We start from the raw sequence: 19,802 nt of genomic DNA, 5'->3' as shown, positions 1-19,802 counted from the left end.
ATCATTGCGCTCCTTCCCAAACATCTTTATTTAATAAAGCGTCAATCGTTTCATCTAGCAATACGTCTTGCTTTAAAAAATTTCCTTGCAGTAATGTTTCACCAGCGCGTCGCAATGTTTCATGTTGAGTTGACGTTAAAACGCTTGATTCAAAACTTGTGCGTTCAAGCTGTATTCGAGCTACTTCTATCGGGATGTTTGCATCTTTACTTAACAATTGTGCTGTTTCTTCTGGATGTTCAATCACCCATTGTCGTGCTTGTTCATACGTTTCTAACACTGTTTGAACAATTTCTGGATGTTCTTGTAAAAAGGCTGTGCGAACATTTAACAAATTGTACGTATTAAAATCGACATTTCGATAAAATAACTGTCCGCCTCGTTCCACTTCTACGCGAGCCATATGGGGATCTAATCCTGCCCAAGCGTCCACTTGTCCACTCGATAAAGCATTTGCTCCATCGCCATGTTGCACATTTACGATATCCACTTCATCAAGAGATATACCTTGTGCACTCAAGGCCTGCAATAAAAAGATATAAGGATCTGTACCACTTGTCGCAGCAATTTTTTTACCTTTTAATTGTGAGACATCCGTAATAGAACCTGTAGATACGAGTGCTGTCCACTCTGGTTGAGATAATACGTAAATGCTTTCAATAGGTGCGCCGTTTGCTTTTGATAATAAGGCCGCCGCTCCCGCCGTTGAGCCGAAATCGATGCTATTACTATTCAAAAATTCAAGCGACTTATTACTTCCTTGACTAAACACCCATTCTACTTCGATTCCTTGTTCCTCTAATCGTTCCTCTAACCAACCAAATTCTTTCAATACTAAACTCGTTGGCGAGTAATGCGCATAATCTAATCGCACTTTTGAAAGTGTCTGCTCAGACGCAGTAGGCGAACAGCCTACCAAACTTCCAAATAAAATAAGTGCGAATATTACCTTTGTCCATTGCTTCATTTTATTTCCCCCTAAATACATTAAACATATTATTTTAATTGGTTTTAACGGTATGGATTTTATCATAATGACGTTTTGCCACATGATCGTCTGGTAAATAGTCTCCTTTTCCAAATAGTTGTTCGCGAAGAGTTCCTGTTACGCGGTCTCCTCTTCTTCCTCTCTCTTTTAAAATTGGAATCACCTCTCGGCCGAACTGTTCAAACGTATCATGAGCTAAAGCATATGCTAAATTAAAACCATCGACGTCTGCTTCATCCATCCACCGTTCTAATTCATCAGCTACTTCTTCTTTCGTTCCTACTATTGCCGTTCCCATTCCACTGATACCTATTGAATGTGCAATTTCTCGAATCGTCCATTTGCGTGTCGGGTCTATCGTCGTAAAACTTTCGAGTGTTGAGCGAATCGCATCATTCTCCACATATTGCACTTCGTCATCTGGGTCAAATGATGATAAATCAACTCCCGTCCACCCACCAAATAATGCTAAGGCTCCTTCATAACTGCTATGCGCTACATATTCGTCATACTTCGCCTGCGCCTCTTCTGTCGTTTCTCCAACAATCGGTGTAATCATCGTAATGATTTTAACATCGTTTGGATCTCGTCCATTGATGACTGTTTCCTCTCGAATACGTGATGTAAAAACTTTCGCTGCTTGAATCGTCGGAGCTCCGATAAAAATCAACTCCGCATGCTTTGTCGCAAAAGAGCGACCAGACGATGAAGCCCCTGCTTGAAATAAAACGGGTGTCCTTTGAGCGGACGGTTCGCATAAATGAATTCCAGGTACTTCGAAGTATTTTCCTTTATGTTCAATCGGATGGACTCGCTCTCCGTGTGTAAAAGTACGTGATTTCCGATCTCTTACGACAGCTCCATCTTCCCAACTGCCTTCCCACAACTTGTAGCACACTTGCACAAACTCTTCGGCAATCGCATACCGCTCCTCATGCCGAATAGGCTGATCTTTCCCCATATTTAACGCGGCACTCGCTAAGTAAGATGTGACGATATTCCAACCGATTCGTCCTTCAGTTAAATGGTCAAGTGTCGTCATTTTCCGTGCAAATAAATACGGATGTTCATGGGTAACAGATGCTGTAACTCCAAAGCCTAAATGTTTCGTCACATGCGCCATAAGCGGAATGACAAACATCGGATCATTGACTGGTACTTGTGTTGCTTCTTTTAAACTCGTCTTGTCATCACCACCATAAACGTCATAAACCCCAAGTACATCTGCTAAAAATACCGCATCGTATTCGTACTTCTCCAAAATTTGAGCGAGTTCGATCCAATAGTTTGCCTCTTTGTATCGAGACGATTGATCGTTCGGATGTGTCCATAAGCCAGGAGACTGATGGCCAACACAGTTCATTTCAAATGCATTAAGATACATTCTTTTTTTCATAAGCATCCCCTTTTTTCTTTTTCATTCAAACAAAAAACGCTATCCTCTTCTGAAGAGAATAGCGTCATATTTACGAATGTAAATGTAACAAAAATCTCATCTTCAGAATGATTATTCATTCTCTGAAAGGAGCACCAATGCAGTTTGCTGGTTGCTGAAGCGTCATTGGGTCAGGTCCCTCGACTTCTCTGGATAAGAAAATATATGTTGTTGTTTGAATGTTAGCTGTATTATAAACCTATTCTTTTCCTTTTGTCAAATTTTTCTGAAAAATTAAGAAATTAAATATTTAGTTTCACCATTTTGGTAGTCGATAGGTCGGTATCCATCCTTGTACAGCAGCGTATTCCCACGTGATAGCAACGACAAGGAAGAGAACGATTGTAAAAATGGGTGACATAAGGGACTCTCTCCTTTTTTCCATTTCATTCACCTCTTATATATTATTCTTATTAGTTTACTAGGTATTAACAAAAAAAGAAAGAGAAAATGAATTTTTGTGAGGGAAATTCGTTTTCTCTTTCTATATCGATAATTCAACTGGTTCATCTCTTTGTTCATTGATCACTTTTACAAATGTATTCATGTTTTCTGGAGCGATGATGGTGACATCCCCTACGCCATAATACAAATAATAACGTTCTTTGGAAAGAGCAGCTGAAGCTAATGGCGTATTCGTCTTTTCGATTTTTTGAATCGTCTCCAGCTCAATCCGTCGTTTCATTGGACCGACATATATCATTAAATGTTCATCGGTTATAACGTAAAAGGTTCGGTACCAAAACCATAAGATGACGATGGCAAAAACCCCACATATGGAAGAAAAAATCGAACTTGCGACAAGGCCAGCCTTATGATAAATCGGGAGAAACAGACCGATCGATAATCCTAAAAACAACACGACCGATCCCCATACGATCATTCGATACGTAAAGTCTTTCTTTGCTTGGAACTTCAAAAACAATACACCTCCACTTCAAACGCCACTTCATATGGAAGGTGACGATTCATTTGTTTCGCGGTTTCTTATTTCCATCCATAGTCCCCCTCTATGCAGAGGGAGACTATTACCGTTCTCACTTTTAAGCACACCTAGTTATTTCGATCCACTCCCTCTATGCAGAGGGAGACCGCAAATCTCATATGAGCGTTCAAACACTAGCAATTTCGATCCACTCCCTCTATGCAGAGGGAGACTCTCAGGATCCCAAGTCAAATCGATGACCTCTGTATTTCGATCCACTCCCTCTATGCAGAGGGAGACGATATACTCCCAGCCAAACATTGTATTGTTTCGAATTTCGATCCACTCCCTCTATGAAGAGGGAGACAAAGAAGAAGAAAAGGAAGTGGATTGGATGGCTATTTCGATCCACTCCCTCTATGCAGAGGGAGACCATTGCGGTCTAAGAGGGAAAGAGATAGAGAACATAATTTCGATCCACTCCCTCTATGCAGAGGGAGACACGGCGAAAACGTCAAGGCATTTACAGCATATCCGATTTCGATCCACTCCCTCTATGCAGAGGGAGACATCTCACCAAAGACGTCAATGACACGATGATAGAATTTCGATCCACTCCCTCTATGCAGAGGGAGACTCATTTCCGATTCAGTCGACGGTTTCAGAGATTATATTTCGATCCACTCCCTCTATGCAGAGGGAGACAACAACGCGCTTATTACACTTCGCAAATCGCGGGGCTATTTCGATCCACTCCCTCTATGCAGAGGGAGACAACTTCAATTTCTGTGTTCTTTCTTTTGCTCTTTGATTTCGATCCACTCCCTCTATGCAGAGGGAGACGGAATACCGCAGGACTACCGCAATGTAACGCTAATTTCGATCCACTCCCTCTATGCAGAGGGAGACGTACCCAAAAGAACAACGTCACCGAAATTGTACCATTTCGATCCACTCCCTCTATGCAGAGGGAGACTGCGAGAGGTTGTTTTGTTTGCCTCTCTATTACTACATATTGTGCCTCATTTCCCTTTTTCTTGCAAGTGACGTTTGGAACTTCACTAAAACTTCATAAAAGGTGCAATTTTCTTTGCGAAGGTCCTATGGTTTTCGTGGGCACTTCACGTTCGCACGTGCAAAATGATACGATTTCTCTTTACATTTCGCCACTCCGAAGCGCGAGGTTTGGGTCTGTCGAGGTGATCGATAGTTTTTTCGTTTTCTCATCTACAAATACCCGGTCTTCGTAAATGTTTTGAATGCCATCCTCTTCTTTCGTCACATGTACGACGAAAGAGTAGTGTGCCCCGTCTAGATGGTCAACTTGTTGGATCGCATAGCGCGTGAATGAAGCTGGGGATGTTTGCAATGCTTCTACTTTTTTATCGATAGATGCGTCTTTCGAGTCAACGTGCACGAGCTCAAGCGCTTCCTTCCACTTTTCCTCTTGCAATAACGTGTAATAACGATGGACACGTAATTCATCTTTTTTGATGGTTGCTTCAACCGAAAATTGATTTTGAATAAATAGTACACTAAACATCGTCCCCAATATAAACAATGGAATGATCCATTTTTTCATACAAATTCCCCCTTTTTTTCTCTTTACGTTTGATTGTATCAGAAGTTCCCGCTCTGTGACATTTCGTTGACATAATCGTGACTTCGTTATGGGGATTTAAAAAGACGCGCTCTTTATTTTACAACTGGGGATTCGGCCTGGCGCCACTCGCAAAAGATTGGCATACGGTCGTCGCATGGTTCGGAATCGTTACATTCCTTATGATCTTTTCAACGATTTGGCTCCGTTTCTTCCAACGCGGTCCTGTTGAACTCGTTTGGAAAAAAATCGAATCGTTCGCCTATCCGAAACAACCTTCCCCTACCATTTCACAAAACTAAAATAGGCAAGACATCATACACTTTGATGTCCTGCCTATTTTTAAGATTTTTGTAACTGCATCGTCGTGATGCACGTCGGGCTGTCCGAATACGTCGTCAACTCCGCTTCTACCTGCTCTTCTCCAGATTCAATGAAAACCTGTAATGTTTGATCACGCGGTAGCCATAAATCGATAAAACCATTTACGCCGGTACTGTAATTGTCTTGATTCACAATGTCCCCTTTTTCATCTATAACGGTTACCGTAAATGTTTCATGAACGAGCTCTCCTTGACAACCGGTTAAGCTATGAATTTCACAATCGTGTGTGACAGTACGGTAAGGAGCAATCGAGACGAAAAATTCATCCGTCGGAATCGGAATTTCCAGTTGCTCCCCCTCTTCTGTAATCCATAACGCTTCACCTGTAATGGACGCTGCCTCGCTCGCTAATTCTCGATCTCCATAAGCTTGAACAACATTTTTAAACTGTTCGGGAGACCATGATTCATGCTGCGCTTCCGACGAACAACCTACTAAAAACATCATCATTATAAATATCCAGCTATATTTTTTCCACACTATTTTTCGCCCTCACTTCATCATTTTTTCACTAGTATTACACATCTCGATGAAAATTTAACGAATGCAACGATTGTTTCTGCTTTATTCATTCATCCACGATGTGTCGACGAGCCATGGGTTTCCCGTTGCGGCTTCGACTGCGTGAATGGCGCCGTGGGAAGCGGGGAATTGTTCGCTTATGCCTCGCACAAAAATCGTATGTTTGTCATCTTCATCGTTGTACACTTCAGGTGAATAGCCGAATGTCGTGTGTGCCGAGACGATTTCGCGCGCTTCTTCGCGTGTGTGGCGAATCGGTTGTGGCGTAATGTTCGCATATAAGCCGTGATCGAGTACACATCGAATGATGACAGCCCGTTCGCGATGAAAGTCGAGCGTTGACCGTTCGCCGACGCGATACCCGTCGACGAGACGCTCCACCGTAACATGAATTTCGTCTCGCTCTTCTCCTTCTGTCACACTAACCGTGCGAAGTTCAATCGGACCGATGAGCTCGTGAAGGAGAGCTTCTGCTCGGTTTGCCCACTGCGCCCAGTCATCGATGGACGCGCTCGTGTCTTCTGTAACATACGTGTACGACTCATTAAACGTCCCGTCTGGTTCCACGAAAGGCATCCCTTCTAATGCATCGTAAATGAGATGATACGTCCCATCTCCTCCGACATATTGCTCATCGCCTTCAAAACGAGCGTAACGGAGCGGAAGAGAAAGTGCTTGGAGATATCTCTCTTTCACTTCCTCTACTGAATACGTATAGTCAATCGTTTCAAACGAATACGTACCGCTCGGAGCGATGACATGGCTGATCGTTCCCGTTTCATATAAACCGACACTCCACTCATAACGGACGAGCGGCTTGCCTGTTTGTTCATCAATCGGTGTTACCGTCACCATATGTTCGTCCCCGATGGCACTGCGTGACAGCTCATAATGAGCCGGCCACACTTCGTGAAAAACATCTCGTACAATCGCTTCCCCTTTCGCATAAAGCTCACTTTTCGATAAGGAAGGACCGCTAAACGGATCAGCATAACAAATGTACCGCTGAAACTGGCCACATTCGCTTTCCATATACGCGATTTCTTCTCCGTCTCGTTCATACGTCACGACATTTCCTTCTCCTTTTTCAACGATATCGGACGGAAGCTCTTTCCTAATCCATCGTGTCATGCGCTCTGTCATCGAATCAATCCCTCCTGTAAAAAACGTTTTTTCGGATGAACGATTCGTCCTGTTTGTCCATCGATCGCAATCGGCGGTACAATCGACCAATCTCGAACGAGCGTATCCTCATCTCCATACTTCCAAGTCAACTTCACACGCGTCGCTCTCTCCAATTTTTCGCGAATGTCGCTTTCTGGCAATAGCGGCGCCGTTGACAAACTACTAGCCGACATATAGACTGCTTCATCAATTGTCGCTTCTTGTACGACCGCATCTCGCCGATTCACTTCGACTTCAATATGTCCGATGACGGGATAGCCATCAACAAGACGTACGAACGTCCACTGTTCATATTGCTCACTCACCCAAACATCCTCTACCGCAAACGTCGCCTCCGGTAAAAGCGTCTGCAATAAATGACGCGCAACGGCCTCGTACTCGCCTTTCTGCTCGTCTTCAAACTCATGCCACGGCTCACTCCATTGAATCTCTCCCGCATCGACGAGCGGCACATCTGTCAAATCGTACCCGACGCACGCCTGTCCTTCCACTGTGACAATGTGCGGTAAAAGAGGAACCTCTTCTACGTACAGCCGCTTCACTTCATCTGCTGTAAGGAGTGGCACCGTTTCATCCAATATTGCCGAATCTGGGCAATCGAGTTGTTCAATCAAACCGTCCGCATTGAAATGAATCATGAAACAAACCGGCTTAACCGGAATCCCACAACGGACCGGCATATATTGCACGAACCATCCTCCTTCGTAACGCGTCTCAATCGTCCGATACGTGAACGTCTCATCAAGCAAAGGTAAAAGAGTCGTCTCAAACAGACACAAGCGCTCCAACAATTGATCGAACGAAATCACCTGCTCGCTCTCTATGGATTCCCGCGTATAACTCGCGACCGAACCGTCCTCACGTCGAAACAATACTCCCGCTTCTACAAAGCGTACCGTCGACTGCCCTTCTATGATCTCGCCCTCTCCTGAAGGAAAAACAAACGCCTTCCACAACTGCCAATCCATCGCATTCACTCCTTTTCTGTTACTGATACGATATCCCATTCAAAAAGTTTCATTAAAACAAAAAATTCAGTTTAAGACATGTTTCAATACGGTACGACGTCCAAAAAACAGAAAAAACCTTCTCATTTATTGGAATCAGTAGCATGACATCATGCAAAATAAATGAGAAGGTATGTTTATTTTTATAACCCCTTAACGATCACTTTTTTTACGATAAATGTTTGAGGTCCAAAACCATTCTGATTGTTTTTAATAGATGACCTTCAAAATTGTCATCAAATTCTTCAATCATCTCAAACCCCTTCGCTAAATAAAAATGTTTCCCTATTTCATTTTCAGCTTCTACATTGACATACACATGATGAGGTTGTAACTGCTGACATCCGTGCAGAAGCAATGCCGATCCAATCCCTTTATTTTGATGAGAGGGATTTAAGTAAATGGCGAATAATTCAACAGCCCCATTTTCATGTTTGTTTGAAAAATTAGCAAACCCTACGACTTTATCTTCTATTTTAGCGATATAAAAAGGCGAAGTCGTTAATCTTTCCTGCAGTAATTCCACACTGTATGCCATATCCAAAAAATTATTTTGTACGTCAATCGGTATGATTCCTTTATACGTACTATGCCAACTACGAGTTGCAATCTTTTTCACGTCTACTATGTCTGATTGTGTCATATTACAAATCTCCATCAACATTCCCTCCCATTAAAAATTCCTCTTCCTCATTGTATCGTTGCTCTTCAAAACGTACACAACTTTCGTTGAAGATACATCCATTCATAAAGTATCCAGCCTATTGACATCCATTCCAATAATGTTCATATTTAACGGATTTCCGAAAGAAGTCTCCCATCCTCAAGGAGTGTGAAGGTGCGAATAGCACCAATGAGTAGGTGGGAGATGAATTTCGGTTGGCTTTAGCCAAAGAATTTGGTAAAATATAGACATAATGTTCTTTGACAACTGGATATATGGAGTTGCATACGGAAATAAGAGCGAAAACCAAGCCCCTCGTATGCGTAAAATATCCAAGGTACTAAAAACATTGCGTATCAGTAGGGTTGGAATGCCCCGAATTCACGCTCGTGGAGAACACATAAGACTTGCTTGCAAGCTATGTTCGTGGAAGCGAGAAGCCCCCACTTCAAGTAGACCGTAAGGTTAACTAAGTGGTGGGTAGTTCACAGTATTAACTCGAAATTAACAAAATTTTAATTTTAGTTTGAATATTCTACATGAAAGGAGCATTCCTGTTAGAAACATTTTCAGGGACTTGAAAACAAAAAAGCCCTCTAGTATGATGCATGAGTGTCAACCGGAAAATTGACTCAATACATCTACGAGAGGACTCTATCTTATGAATTCTAATACGAATGAAAAAATTAATCAAGTTTCTGAAAATACACTCGTTATCGGTATCGATATCGCCAAACACAAACATTTCGCTTGTGCTGTCGATGATCGCGGCCGTGTGCTCCAAAAATCATTTCCAATCATGCAATCCCGCTGTGGATTTGAAGGCTTTTATGAGCGTTTACTCGCGTTAAAAGCCACGCATGAAAAACAAGAAATCCTTGTTGGTTTTGAGCCAACTGGTCACTATTGGATGAATTTAGCCGCATTTTTAACGCACTACGGGATTCCATTTGTGATGGTCAACCCGATGCACGTCAATCGCTCGAAAGAACTCGACGATAACCTACAAACGAAAAATGACCAAAAAGACGCACTTGTGATTGCTCGTTTAATGCGAGACGGACGCTTTAGTTATCCACGGATTTTGAATGGTGTAGAAGCAGAACTCCGTAACGGGGCAACGCTGCGTTCGAAAATTCAAGAAGATTTAAATGCCCTTCAAAATCGCATGATTCGTTGGTTAGATCGCTTCTTCCCAGAGTTTACACACGTATTTAAAAGCTTCGGGAAAATGGCTTATGCGGTGCTCGAAATGACCCCACTACCATCGGATATCAAAGGGAAAACACCCGAAGAGCTACTGTTTTTATACCGCCAAGTAGACGGGATGAAAAGTCCTCAACTACCAAAGGCAAAACAATTAGTCGAGGTTGCGCAAAACTCAATCGGACTGACAGATGGTGTCGTGATGGCCAAACTTGAAATCGCCACACTGCTTTCCCAAGTCAAATTGATGCAAGCCCAGCTGGACGAATTAACGGCTCAATTAATCGAGCTCGCGAAACAAATGACGGATTATGAATACTTAGCATCGGTACCAGGAATCGGAGACGTAACCATTGTCGATTTACTATCAGAAGTTGGTTCCCTCACACAATATGCACATCCACGCCAATTAATTAAACTAGCGGGACTCACATTGCGTGAAAACTCTTCGGGTCAACAAAAAGGACAAAAACGGATTTCCAAACGAGGAAGACGCAAACTTCGCGCCCTCTTATTCCGAGTCATGATGCCGATCATCTTGCATAATCCAGCCTTTAAGCAATACCATGAATATTACACAACACGCACCAAAAACCCACTCCGAAAGAAGCAATCAATCGTTGTGCTATGTGGGAAATTACTAAAGATTTTACATGCCTTGTGCAAAAAGAAAACAATGTTTAACGAACACCAAATGATGAACGATTTCGCCAGTCTTCAAACGGCTGCTTAAGCGTACCCATCAGAAGTCCAAACAAGAGGATGACACGGAGAAGCCGGCATTATTTTCACCATCCGACCGTTGATGACCAATCAAACGAGTCCCTAAAGGAGCATCGCCAGCCTCTGCCTTATGAATAGACCGAACGAAGGAATGTACGCGCAATCAGACGCCTAGAGACATGGGAGGGTCCGTCATCATAAGCAACGCAGAGATCCAAAAGTGCATCGATATACTGCACTGGATCAGGAGAATGATTACCAGTTAATGGTTCCTCCTTTAGCGAAGCGTACGAAAAAAATGTAAGAAAAATCAAGAATTACAAAATAACGATAGATGTACGAGTTGAGAAAATATTTTTTGACGCTCAAAAATGGCGCGAGCCATTGATACATCAACATTTATAGAGGGAGTTAATAAATATGCGGCAAGGTATTCTTAAATAAACTGTCAATTTGATAGTGGGAACAAATAATTAGATGTCCCTTTTTAGGAGGGATTAGTTTTTTGTACCCAGTGATAAGAGTATCTGTCACTGGGATTTTTTATGCCTTTTTGGCTTTTGAATGGAGGAAAATCACATGAAAATTATTAATATAGGTGTTTTAGCTCATGTTGACGCAGGAAAAACTACTTTGACAGAAAGCTTACTATATACTAGTGGAGCGATTGCGGAGTCAGGAAGCGTGGATACAGGCACAACAAGAACGGATACTACATTTTTAGAACGTCAGCGAGGAATTACAATTCAGACAGCAGTAACCTCTTTTCAGTGGAAAGATATTAAGGTAAATATCATAGATACTCCAGGACATATGGATTTTTTAGCAGAAGTATATCGCTCGTTATCAGTTTTAGATGGGGCAATCCTACTAATTTCTGCGAGAGATGGAGTACAAGCACAAACTCGGATATTATTTCATGCACTAAATAAAATGGGTATTCCCACAATCTTTTTTATCAATAAGATTGACCAAAATGGGATTGATTTATCAACGGTTTATCAAGATATTAAAGAGAAACTTTCTATGGAAATTATAATCAAACAGAAAGTAGAGCTGCACCCTAATATGTGTGTGATGAGCTGTACGGAACCTGAGCAATGGGATGTGGTAATAGAAGGAAATGATTATCTTTTGGAGAAATATACACTTGGGAAATCATTGGAGATATTAGAACTCGAACAAGAGGAAATCAGAAGATTTCAGAATTGCTCCTTGTACCCTGTTTATCATGGAAGCGCAAAAAGCAACATAGGGATTGAGCAGCTTATAGAAGTGATAACGAATAAATTTTATTCATCAACATACAGAAAGAAGTCTGAACTTTGCGGAAATGTCTTCAAAATTGAATATTCGGAAGAAAGACAACGTCTTGCATATGTACGCCTTTATGGCGGAATCCTGCATTTGCGGGATTCGGTTAGAATATCGGAAAAGGAAAAAATAAAAATTACAGAAATGTATACTTCAATAAATGGTGAATTATGTAAAATTGATAAGGCTTATTCCGGGGAAATTGTTATTTTGCAAAATGAGTTTTTGAAGCTAAATAGTGTTCTTGGAGATACAAAGCTATTGCCACAGAGAGAGAGAATTGAAAATCCGCTCCCTCTGCTGCAAACAACTGTTGAACCGAGCAAACCTCAACAAAGGGAAATGTTACTTGATGCACTTTTAGAAATCTCCGACAGTGACCCGCTTCTACAATATTATGTGGATTCTACGACACATGAAATCATACTTTCTTTCTTAGGGAAAGTACAAATGGAAGTGACTTGTGCTCTATTGCAAGAAAAGTATCATGTGGAGGTAAAAATAAAAAAGCCTACAGTCATTTATATGGAAAGACCGTTAAAAAAAGCAGAGTATACCATTCACATCGAAGTGCCACCGAATCCCTTCTGGGCTTCCATTGGTCTTTCTGTAGCACCGCTTCCATTAGGGAGCGGAGTACAGTATGAGAGCTCGGTTTCTCTTGGATACTTAAATCAATCGTTTCAAAATGCAGTTATGGAAGGGATACGATATGGCTGTGAACAAGGATTGTATGGTTGGAATGTGACGGACTGTAAAATCTGTTTTAAGTATGGCTTATACTATAGCCCTGTTAGTACCCCAGCAGATTTTCGGATGCTTGCTCCTATTGTATTGGAACAAGTTTTAAAAAAAGCTGGAACAGAATTGTTAGAGCCATATCTTAGTTTTAAAATTTATGCACCACAAGAATATCTTTCACGAGCATATAACGATGCTCCTAAATATTGTGCGAACATCGTAGACACTCAACTGAAAAATAATGAGGTCATTCTTAGTGGAGAAATTCCTGCTCGGTGTATTCAAGAATATCGTAATGATTTAACTTTCTTTACAAATGGACGTAGCGTTTGTTTAACAGAGTTAAAAGGGTACTATGTTACTACTGGTGAATCTGTTTGTCAGCCCCGTCGTCCAAATAGTCGGATAGATAAAGTACGATATATGTTCAATAAAATAACTTAGCACATTTTATATTGTTATATAAATGTGGCTTCTTGTTAAACGAAACGAGATGAAATATTCTTTAATACAGATTTGAATTAAATGTAAAGGAGAAGATAATTATTATAAACTGTGAGTGGGTACTGTGTCCCATCTGTGGAAATAAAACACGTTTGAAAATAAGGGAAGATACTGAATTGAAGAACTTTCCTCTCTATTGTCCTAAATGTAGACAGGAAAATTTAGTTGATATAAAGCAGTTCAAGTTAACTGTGATTACAGAGCCAGACGCAAAGACGCAGAGCCGATAATCTGAGATTAGCATTCTCATTTTATCGGCTCTTTCTGTTTTATGTATTGTTATTATGATTAGTTTTTGATGTTTCTTGATTCATTGATACCACTAGCTAAGGCTTCAATCAACGATAGTTCTTTATCTGTGAAGTTATCCAGTAGTTTTTCTACCTGTAATCTTCGGGTACTTTTCGTCAGATCATTATGAGGTAAGAAAAACTCATCAACGGACACATCAAGTAATGATACAAGGTCATAGAGGACTTGTATGCTTGGGTGTTGCCCTTTATTTTCAATATTAGTTAGGTAACGTGGGTCAATCTCAATCAATGCTCCCACTTGTTCACGAGTTAAACCTCGCTTCATTCGAGCTTCTTTGATTGCTAAACCAAAGGCTCTAAAATCGAATTTATCTTCTTTCTTACGCATAATAGACCACCTCTATACATTTTACTGTTCCTGTTGAATTTGAAACAGGTATAGAAAAACGTGTTAAATAGTTTTTCAGTTCCTATTAAATTACATTCTTAAAAGCACTACTCAACTTCAATAAAAAAACCGTTGTTTGGAAATGCTATTCGTGCTGTAAAAATATAAATCTCACTTTCAAATGGCGGTTTAATGGAGATAAACGTCGCCATGAGATATATTACATATAGTCTGATTCCTAGGTTGTTATCAAAAAAAGTTATCCACCAGCAATAGACAAATACGTCTATCGATGTGGTTTTATACATCATATAACAAGAATAATTAAAGCATATAAACAGAGAAATCAATCTGTCTATGTGCTTTTTTTGTATCTCTGGATATTTTTTAATGTTTTTTCAATTCTTAATGCAACAAATCGCCCTTTCACATTGGGAGTAAGAGTGAAAGGAGATAAAAGAGCAAAGCTCACTTCCTTTCCAAAGAAAGGGGGTGAGAAACATGAAACCATCTTCTTTTCAAGAGAGAATTGAACATCAGTTTGATTTTATCTGTATGCGAGCTATGGACGACGAGCGGAAGAATTATTTCCTTTATCTTTCAAGGCTGGCAAAGCGTGAAGTGTCCTTTTCGGATATTGGCGATTATCTCGTCAATCAGTTTGCAACGACAGACAGCTATTCATCTGATTTTCAAATTTTTACGCTCAATGATATTTCTGTTGGTATCGAAAATGATTTATTGAGTGAAGCACTAAAAGAATTGCCAGACAAGAAGCGTGAAATCCTACTGCTGTTCTATTTTATGGACATGAGTGATTCAGAAATAGCGGATTTACTGAAATTGAACCGCTCTACTGTCTATCGACATAGAACCAGTGGACTAGACTTAATCAAGAAGTTTATGGAGGAGGAAAATGAAGAATGAGAAAAGAATATTCCAGAATTCCGTTTCCAATGATTGTAAGGGCTTGTGATGGCGATACAGAAGCGATTAACCAGATTCTTCATCATTACAGAGGGTACATTACAAAACGCTCTCTTAGACTGATGAAAGATGAGTATGGCAATCAAAGTATGGTCGTTGATGAAGTTTTACGTGGACGAATGGAAACCAGACTGATTACAAAAATCCTGTCATTTGAAATTGAGTGACACTGCCCTATTTCTTTGTTCCTTGAAAACTGAATAATAGCAGTCGAATACATTTCGATAAGAAAAGAGCCAGCGGAGCTGACCGCCATGACCTATCCCCTAAAGATAGCGAGCGATTCAGTCAATGATCCAAGAAGCAATCTTTAGCAGGATTGCCAGCGAAGACATTCCTATCGTGATAATGATACTCCTGTACAGTCACAGTCCGAGCGTTCAAAGCGTCGCAGGCAATGAGTACAGTTGGACGAGAACCGTGCAAGGGTGAAATTCCCGTGAGCTTTGCTAAAGCTGTTCGATTGCTTGTAAAACTCCATGCTGTTTCTGTTTTATGTAGAAGCAGTATAACCGTGATTATCTTTGCAACAAAGTGAGGTGAAGCTATGCAAGAGAATAGTCAAAATAAAACTATGTGTATTGATAATACAAAATTTTATGTGATTTCAAAATTTATAGGAGCTGTAACACTTCAACATCTTATAAAGAGATTGATAAAAAATGAGGTAGGACAGGTCGTTAAATGACACTAAAACAGTCAAATAAATAGCTGAAACCCCTATGAGGGCGTGGTATAATGGAATGGATATGAGTTGTTTGTTTGCTGTGGAAAGGAGCTTACATTGTTAAAACAGCAAGCAAATAATAAAGAAAAAGTTGCATTATACTCTCGCCTTTCACGAGATGATGGGTTGGACAAAGAAAGTAATAGCATTGCTAATCAAAGAGAAATGTTGAAGCGATATGCGAAAGAAAACAAGTTTTATGTATATGATGAGTACATTGATGATGGATTCAGCGGAACAACTTTTAACAGACCTGCATTGAATCGAATGTTTGAAGATATTGAAGCAGGAAAAGTTAATGTAGTTCTGGTCAAGGATATGTCACGTCTAGGACGGAACAATGCACTATTCATGTACTATGTGGAAGAAGTTTTTCCAGATTTAGATGTTCGCTTTATCGCTATCAATGATATGGTTGATACTGCACAAGATGATAACGAAATTATGCCCTTCAAATCTGTCTTGAACGAATATTATGCTCGTGATATATCAAAGAAAATCCGTAGTTCAATACGAACAACAGCTTTGACTGGCGGTTTTACAGGTGCATTTGCTCCTTATGGTTATTTAGTTGACCCAGAGAACAAAAAGAAATTGATTGTTGACCCTGAAACAGCGCCGATTGTGAAGCGGATTTTTGAATTATCACAACAAGGTACAAGTACACATCAAATCGCAAGGATACTTTGTAAAGATGGAATTTTAGTTCCTAGAGCCTATCGAGCAAAGAAAAAAGGGATTTTGGAGCAAAGCAAAGGATTTACGTTTCCTACTGATTGGGTTGGAAAGAATGTTAAGATGATTTTGGAAAATCAAGTTTATCTAGGACACATGGTATCTCATAAATCACAAACCAAATCATTCAAGAACAAGAAAATCGTTCCTGTGCCAAAAGAAGATTGGATAGTGGTTGAGAATACTCATGAAGCTATTATCGATAAGGAAACTTTTGAGATAGTACAAAAATTTATTAGTGTAAAGAAACAGCCTAACAAAACAGGGAAACCCAATATCTTTGTGGGATTGGTTAAGTGTCCAGATTGTGGAAGAAATTTAGCGTATTCCAATCCAAACGGAAATGAACCAAGATTCCGTTGCAGAACATACGCAAGAAATACCGAACTTTGCACTACTCACGCAATTTCATACAAAGCTTTATATGAAATTGTTCAAAATGATATTAAAAATCATGTAAATAGTATGGAAGAACTAGGAGACCATTTTATCAAAGAAATGCGAGAGCTAAGTGAAACGAGCGGAAGTCAGAAGATTCATCAATTCAACCAAGAATTAGTTTCCTTAGAGAAACGGATTGATGAAATAGACAGTATTTTTACCAAACTTATAGAGCAAAATGCTTTAGGGAAAATAACTGATGAAAGATTCTCTAAAATGTCTATGAACTATGAAACTGAACAAGCAGAGGTAGTGCAAAGCTATAGAGAATTAAAGTCAAAAATAAAATCCGAAGAGGAGAAAGTACAGGGTACGGATAGATTCCTTGAAACTATTAGTAAATACAAAGATGTTACAGAGTTAAACCGTTCTATGCTGTGTGAGCTGATTGATTCAATTTACGTGTATCAAGCAGAGGGAATCGGTAAAGAACGTACTCAAAAAGTAGAAATCAATTATAGGTTTCTAGCAGTGTCTCATTGATACATTCTCTGAAGGAAATGGGCGAACGCTTCGTATATGTAGGCAATAATCCAATCGGTAGTCAATTTGGAAGCATTACGAAAAATGTTCTTAGAGTCAATTCAATTTAGAAACCCTAAAACATAAATTGAAAATTCAACATGACAAATAAACGTTGAATGAAAGGATTGTTGAACTGGCATCAGGAAAGCAAAATCACTAATGTAAGAACGGCTTACACATCTTCTCTGTATTTGGCAACTAGAAAATGTTCGAAACGGCAATTAAATATGTAGCCGCTTGCCACCCCCTTAATTTATTGATTCATTAAAGATTCTTTGTGACGATAACTTTCACGATTAAAGACAATCAAATGTGAATGATGAATCAGCCGATCAATGACAGCTTCGGTAAGAATAGGATCTCCAAAAATGTGATTCCATTGTCCAAACTGTAAATTCGTCGTCACGATTAAACTTTTCTTCTCATAACACAAATTAATCACTTGAAAGAGGAGCTCTGCTCCTTGTTTATGCAAAGGAACATAACCTAATTCATCTAAAATAAGAAGATCTAGACTTTCAATTTGTTTCAAAAGTCGTCCCACTGTTCCTTTTTCATGGGCATCTAATAAAATATTGACGAGCTGTGCGACGGTATAAAATCGTACTTTATATTGGTGCTCGAGTAGGGCATTCCAGCCAATTGTAGAAGCCAGTAACGTCTTTCCAGCTCCAACACCACCGTATAAAATCAAGTTTTCTTTTCTCTCAATAAATTGCCCCTGCAGTACTTCCTGTTGTGATAGATTTCCGTTCATGTGGAGATTCACCCAATCAAATGATTGGTGCATAGTGTCAGGAAGAGCGGCTTGTTTAATTAATAAATTAAGCTTACGCTCCTCACGCTGTTTAATTTCTTGTCGAAAGATTTCAAGCAGGAAAGCTTCATGATTATCAGCTTGAACCTCATGATAATGCTCACGAATCCAACTCAATTTTAATCGTTTTGCGTATTCTTCAATTTGTTCTCTCATTTCGTACCACCTCCTTGGATAGCGAAAAGCTGATCATAGTGATCTAATCCTCGCTCCGCCGAAGGCGGAATAGTGACAGATAGATGAGAATTCGGCAAAGTTTCCCGAATTCCTCGGCCATTAACGAGCTGATAAAAAACTTGTTCAATCGCTGCCGCTGTAGGATGATGGCCATGAGCTGAAGCGACATCTAAGGCTTGATCGGCTAAAGTAAAATCTCGTTCTTTTAAAAGGTTTGAGAGTAAAGAAAGTGCTGCTTTCTTTTCTGATATCGTACAATCCTGTAAATACTTTTTCCATTTTTCTGAAAGTTCGTCGTAAAATGAACTGTATTTTAAGGCATTCGGCCTTTTAGCCATCATGTGTAGATAAGGTTGCCAATTCATAGACTTCATCTCTTCAGCACCATATAAGCGTTTATGCTTCACGATTTCAACTTGCTCTTCATTAAATAAAATAATGTGATCATAACCAATTTTTGCAATGACAACCTGACGAGCATAGCGTGGAGAAGTAGAATATTTTTTCTGCTCAATTTGGATAAAACCATATTTATCTGCTTTTAATGAAAGGAAACGTACGCATTCAAAAGGCTTTCCAGGGAGTTGTAGAAACTTTTCCTGATCTGCCAAATAGAGTTCGGCAATTGGCAAATTCTTTTCATAGTGCTCGCGTTGGCGATTCTCTATGCTCCACTGGATGGTCAATTCATGTAAGGATTGAAAATCATGATAAGAGACAGCTGGCAGTAAGTAGTTGTTGCGAATATACTTCACCATGGATTCTACATGTCCTTTTTCATGCCCACTATTCGGATTACAAAATTCATACTGAAACCCATAATGTGAAACAAAGCGTTGGAATTCATCTGTCAATTCCCGCTCTCCATGAGGCAATACTTTTTTCACCGCAGGTGATAAGTTGTCAAATCGAATCGTGTGTGGAACGCCTTGTAATTCACTGAACATATTAGCGAGTCCTTGTAAAAAGCATTCTCGATTTTGAGACGGAAAAACTTGAAATAAAAATGAGTTACTATAGGGAAAAGATAATACTAAGTAAGGACGCACGACTTCTTTTCCTTCATAAAGAAAAGGTGCTTCTCCAAAATCAACTTGGGCAGTTCCTGCTCTTGATTCTAACGGTAAGTAAGCAGCTTGATTTTCTTCTAATAACTCTTGTCTTCTCTTAGCTACATAAGCTCGTACAGAACGATCTGACCCTGTAAATTGATGTTGTTCGACCAGAAGGTCGTACATTCGCTTAGCGGTACGTTGAAATTTCTTCTTCTTTTTCATATCTTCTCGAATCCATTGATCGATGATTGGTTTTACTGGATCCATTACACGTGCTTTTCTTTTTTGTTTAAACGGTTGTTGAATTTGTACCTCGTCTTGTTCTGCATATTTCTTAATAGTTCTGCGATCCCGATTCATTTGTTTGGCAACAGATGAATAGGATTTTCCTTTGGTATTCGTTTCGTATCTGATATAATTAATTTCGGCTGTGAATATCGGTGTTAAAATCCTCAATAATAACGGTTTAAAATTCCCCACCTATCCGAGATAATCTAT

Annotated in this window: 18 protein-coding genes, 1 pseudogene, 1 CRISPR repeat array and 1 riboswitch; of the genes and pseudogenes, 8 read left to right on the top strand and 11 right to left on the bottom strand. The window is 39.9% G+C overall.

Annotation, left to right across the window (positions count from 1 at the left end):
- Position 1 precedes the first annotated feature (1 nt).
- The 4 genes from ACFQ0V_RS01150 to ACFQ0V_RS01135 all read right to left on the bottom strand — a co-directional run bounded on the left by ACFQ0V_RS01150 (position 2) and on the right by ACFQ0V_RS01135 (position 4,930).
- Positions 2 to 967, bottom strand: a complete 966-nt coding sequence (locus ACFQ0V_RS01150) for an aliphatic sulfonate ABC transporter substrate-binding protein (RefSeq protein ID WP_381008874.1) — start codon at positions 965 to 967, stop codon at positions 2 to 4.
- A 34-nt stretch (positions 968 to 1,001) separates the two neighbouring features.
- Positions 1,002 to 2,384 carry an LLM class flavin-dependent oxidoreductase gene (locus ACFQ0V_RS01145; protein WP_381008872.1) on the bottom strand — a complete coding sequence of 461 codons (1,383 nt, stop codon included), beginning with the start codon at positions 2,382 to 2,384 and terminating at the stop codon, positions 1,002 to 1,004.
- A 93-nt stretch (positions 2,385 to 2,477) separates the two neighbouring features.
- Positions 2,478 to 2,583, bottom strand: a riboswitch (SAM riboswitch).
- A 324-nt stretch (positions 2,584 to 2,907) separates the two neighbouring features.
- The gene (locus tag ACFQ0V_RS01140; protein WP_381008870.1) at positions 2,908 to 3,342 is read right to left on the bottom strand and encodes a PH domain-containing protein; all 435 of its coding nucleotides are present in this window, start codon (positions 3,340 to 3,342) and stop codon (positions 2,908 to 2,910) included.
- 140 nt (positions 3,343 to 3,482) lie between these two features.
- Positions 3,483 to 4,324: direct repeats of the CRISPR family, unit length 33 nt; unit sequence ATTTCGATCCACTCCCTCTATGCAGAGGGAGAC.
- A gap of 180 nt (positions 4,325 to 4,504) precedes the next feature.
- A complete protein-coding gene (locus ACFQ0V_RS01135) occupies positions 4,505 to 4,930 on the bottom strand; it encodes a hypothetical protein (protein WP_381008868.1) in 426 nt (141 codons plus the stop codon).
- Between the two features lie 77 nt (positions 4,931 to 5,007).
- Here ACFQ0V_RS01135 and ACFQ0V_RS01130 point away from each other — a divergent pair, with 77 nt between their 5' ends.
- Positions 5,008 to 5,250, top strand: a complete 243-nt coding sequence (locus ACFQ0V_RS01130; protein ID WP_381008866.1) for a DUF418 domain-containing protein — start codon at positions 5,008 to 5,010, stop codon at positions 5,248 to 5,250.
- A gap of 40 nt (positions 5,251 to 5,290) precedes the next feature.
- On the opposite strand, the gene ACFQ0V_RS01125 is transcribed toward ACFQ0V_RS01130, so the two are convergent.
- The 4 genes from ACFQ0V_RS01125 to ACFQ0V_RS01110 form a co-directional block, all read right to left on the bottom strand.
- Positions 5,291 to 5,779, bottom strand: coding sequence for a CueP family metal-binding protein (locus ACFQ0V_RS01125; protein WP_381008865.1), 489 nt, complete (start codon positions 5,777 to 5,779; stop codon positions 5,291 to 5,293).
- Positions 5,780 to 5,896: 117 nt separating this feature from the next.
- Positions 5,897 to 6,997 (bottom strand): hypothetical protein, encoded by a 1,101-nt coding sequence (locus ACFQ0V_RS01120; RefSeq protein WP_381008863.1) that lies wholly within the window; start codon positions 6,995 to 6,997, stop codon positions 5,897 to 5,899.
- Positions 6,994 to 8,007 (bottom strand): hypothetical protein, encoded by a 1,014-nt coding sequence (locus tag ACFQ0V_RS01115; protein WP_381008861.1) that lies wholly within the window; start codon positions 8,005 to 8,007, stop codon positions 6,994 to 6,996. The genes ACFQ0V_RS01120 and ACFQ0V_RS01115 overlap by 4 nt, the downstream gene beginning before the upstream one ends.
- Positions 8,008 to 8,215: 208 nt before the next feature.
- The gene (locus tag ACFQ0V_RS01110; protein ID WP_381008859.1) at positions 8,216 to 8,704 is read right to left on the bottom strand and encodes a GNAT family N-acetyltransferase; all 489 of its coding nucleotides are present in this window, start codon (positions 8,702 to 8,704) and stop codon (positions 8,216 to 8,218) included.
- 667 nt (positions 8,705 to 9,371) lie between these two features.
- Here ACFQ0V_RS01110 and ACFQ0V_RS01105 point away from each other — a divergent pair.
- From ACFQ0V_RS01105 to ACFQ0V_RS01090, 4 genes and pseudogenes are all read left to right on the top strand, one after another.
- Positions 9,372 to 10,649, top strand: coding sequence for an IS110 family transposase (locus ACFQ0V_RS01105; RefSeq protein ID WP_381008857.1), 1,278 nt, complete (start codon positions 9,372 to 9,374; stop codon positions 10,647 to 10,649).
- 500 nt (positions 10,650 to 11,149) lie between these two features.
- Positions 11,150 to 11,203: pseudogene (locus ACFQ0V_RS01100) on the top strand (hypothetical protein); the annotation flags it as partial.
- Between the two features lie 15 nt (positions 11,204 to 11,218).
- Positions 11,219 to 13,138 carry a tetracycline resistance ribosomal protection protein Tet(M) gene (gene tet(M) / locus ACFQ0V_RS01095; RefSeq protein ID WP_011860841.1) on the top strand — a complete coding sequence of 640 codons (1,920 nt, stop codon included), beginning with the start codon at positions 11,219 to 11,221 and terminating at the stop codon, positions 13,136 to 13,138.
- A gap of 95 nt (positions 13,139 to 13,233) precedes the next feature.
- Positions 13,234 to 13,428 (top strand): cysteine-rich KTR domain-containing protein, encoded by a 195-nt coding sequence (locus ACFQ0V_RS01090; protein WP_011860842.1) that lies wholly within the window; start codon positions 13,234 to 13,236, stop codon positions 13,426 to 13,428.
- Between the two features lie 58 nt (positions 13,429 to 13,486).
- Here the strand turns inward: ACFQ0V_RS01090 and ACFQ0V_RS01085 are convergent, their stop codons facing one another.
- Complete coding sequence (locus tag ACFQ0V_RS01085; RefSeq protein ID WP_002324548.1) at positions 13,487 to 13,840, bottom strand: helix-turn-helix domain-containing protein; 354 nt, start codon at positions 13,838 to 13,840, stop codon at positions 13,487 to 13,489.
- Between the two features lie 501 nt (positions 13,841 to 14,341).
- On the opposite strand from ACFQ0V_RS01085, the gene ACFQ0V_RS01080 reads away from it, so the two are divergent.
- From ACFQ0V_RS01080 to tndX, 3 genes are all read left to right on the top strand, one after another.
- The gene (locus tag ACFQ0V_RS01080) at positions 14,342 to 14,767 is read left to right on the top strand and encodes an RNA polymerase sigma factor (RefSeq protein WP_002324547.1); all 426 of its coding nucleotides are present in this window, start codon (positions 14,342 to 14,344) and stop codon (positions 14,765 to 14,767) included.
- Positions 14,764 to 14,994: a helix-turn-helix domain-containing protein gene (locus tag ACFQ0V_RS01075; protein ID WP_002334012.1), complete on the top strand. Its 231-nt coding sequence runs from the start codon at positions 14,764 to 14,766 to the stop codon at positions 14,992 to 14,994. Before ACFQ0V_RS01080 ends, ACFQ0V_RS01075 begins: the two co-directional genes overlap by 4 nt.
- A 617-nt stretch (positions 14,995 to 15,611) precedes the next feature.
- Entirely contained in the window at positions 15,612 to 17,213 is a 1,602-nt protein-coding gene (tndX, locus tag ACFQ0V_RS01070; protein WP_002324544.1) for a site-specific resolvase TndX, read from the top strand.
- 295 nt (positions 17,214 to 17,508) lie between these two features.
- Here tndX and istB read toward each other — a convergent pair whose 3' ends face one another.
- Both istB and istA read right to left on the bottom strand, forming a co-directional pair.
- Positions 17,509 to 18,228, bottom strand: a complete 720-nt coding sequence (gene istB / locus ACFQ0V_RS01065; protein WP_331640958.1) for an IS21-like element helper ATPase IstB — start codon at positions 18,226 to 18,228, stop codon at positions 17,509 to 17,511.
- The gene (gene istA, locus ACFQ0V_RS01060) at positions 18,225 to 19,784 is read right to left on the bottom strand and encodes an IS21 family transposase (RefSeq protein WP_381008853.1); all 1,560 of its coding nucleotides are present in this window, start codon (positions 19,782 to 19,784) and stop codon (positions 18,225 to 18,227) included. The genes istB and istA overlap by 4 nt, the downstream gene beginning before the upstream one ends.
- Positions 19,785 to 19,802 lie beyond the last annotated feature (18 nt).

It is taken from the genome of Savagea faecisuis (assembly GCF_042675605.1).
Lineage (GTDB): Bacteria > Bacillota > Bacilli > Bacillales_A > Planococcaceae > Savagea > Savagea faecisuis.
Note: the sequence above shows the minus strand (reverse complement) of the source record. Positions and strands in the feature narration are given on the sequence as shown.

Bases quoted from the DNA above. Each gene is read 5' to 3' on its own strand.
- ACFQ0V_RS01115 (WP_381008861.1), bottom strand. From the start codon at position 8,007: ATGGATTGGCAGTTGTGGAAGGCGTTTGTTTTTCCTTCAGGAGAGGGC.
- ACFQ0V_RS01075 (WP_002334012.1), top strand. From the start codon at position 14,764: ATGAGAAAAGAATATTCCAGAATTCCGTTTCCAATGATTGTAAGGGCT.
- ACFQ0V_RS01145 (WP_381008872.1), bottom strand. From the start codon at position 2,384: ATGAAAAAAAGAATGTATCTTAATGCATTTGAAATGAACTGTGTTGGC.
- istB (WP_331640958.1), bottom strand. From the start codon at position 18,228: ATGAGAGAACAAATTGAAGAATACGCAAAACGATTAAAATTGAGTTGG.
- ACFQ0V_RS01105 (WP_381008857.1), top strand. From the start codon at position 9,372: ATGAATTCTAATACGAATGAAAAAATTAATCAAGTTTCTGAAAATACA.
- ACFQ0V_RS01135 (WP_381008868.1), bottom strand. From the start codon at position 4,930: ATGAAAAAATGGATCATTCCATTGTTTATATTGGGGACGATGTTTAGT.
- ACFQ0V_RS01085 (WP_002324548.1), bottom strand. From the start codon at position 13,840: ATGCGTAAGAAAGAAGATAAATTCGATTTTAGAGCCTTTGGTTTAGCA.
- ACFQ0V_RS01125 (WP_381008865.1), bottom strand. From the start codon at position 5,779: ATGATGTTTTTAGTAGGTTGTTCGTCGGAAGCGCAGCATGAATCATGG.
- ACFQ0V_RS01110 (WP_381008859.1), bottom strand. From the start codon at position 8,704: ATGGAGATTTGTAATATGACACAATCAGACATAGTAGACGTGAAAAAG.
- ACFQ0V_RS01080 (WP_002324547.1), top strand. From the start codon at position 14,342: ATGAAACCATCTTCTTTTCAAGAGAGAATTGAACATCAGTTTGATTTT.
- ACFQ0V_RS01120 (WP_381008863.1), bottom strand. From the start codon at position 6,997: ATGACAGAGCGCATGACACGATGGATTAGGAAAGAGCTTCCGTCCGAT.
- ACFQ0V_RS01150 (WP_381008874.1), bottom strand. From the start codon at position 967: ATGAAGCAATGGACAAAGGTAATATTCGCACTTATTTTATTTGGAAGT.